The sequence below is a fragment of the Clostridium sp. AM42-4 genome (assembly GCF_003480105.1).
In the GTDB taxonomy this organism is placed as follows: Bacteria; Bacillota; Clostridia; order Lachnospirales; family Lachnospiraceae; genus Brotaphodocola.
Window position 1 is genome coordinate 104,400 of the sequence record NZ_QUIK01000013.1, and the last position, 365, is coordinate 104,764.

Genomic DNA, 365 nt, shown 5'->3' on the forward strand with positions numbered 1-365 from the left:
GCTTCCACAGGAGGTAAGGAACATGAGCGAATTGAAACCAAGAATAAAAGAAAACGGAATTGATTATATCCTTGTTGGAGATTACTACATCCCGGACTTGAAGTTGCCGGAGGAACACCGCCCCATCGGAAAGTACGGACGGATGCACCGGGAATATTTAAGAGAAGTCTGCCCAGCCAGATTACACACATTGACCCTGACCGGGGAATTGTGGACATATCTTGCAGACCTGAACGAACAGGCACAGAAACGGTTAGACACCATCATGGAGCAGATGAAAGCTGCCGAGGGCGTGACCGAGGAATTGAAGCGTACCCGTCAAATGGAATGGGTGCAGCGTTGCAATAACATTCACAACCGGGCAG

The 365-nt window shown here is 49.3% G+C and carries 1 protein-coding gene; it reads left to right on the forward strand.

All coding sequences use genetic code 11. The features are described 5' to 3' along the window. Positions 1 to 22: 22 nt before the first annotated feature. A partial coding sequence (locus DW922_RS11705) for a TnpV protein (protein ID WP_118726656.1) occupies positions 23 to 365 on the forward strand: 343 nt, incomplete at its 3' end.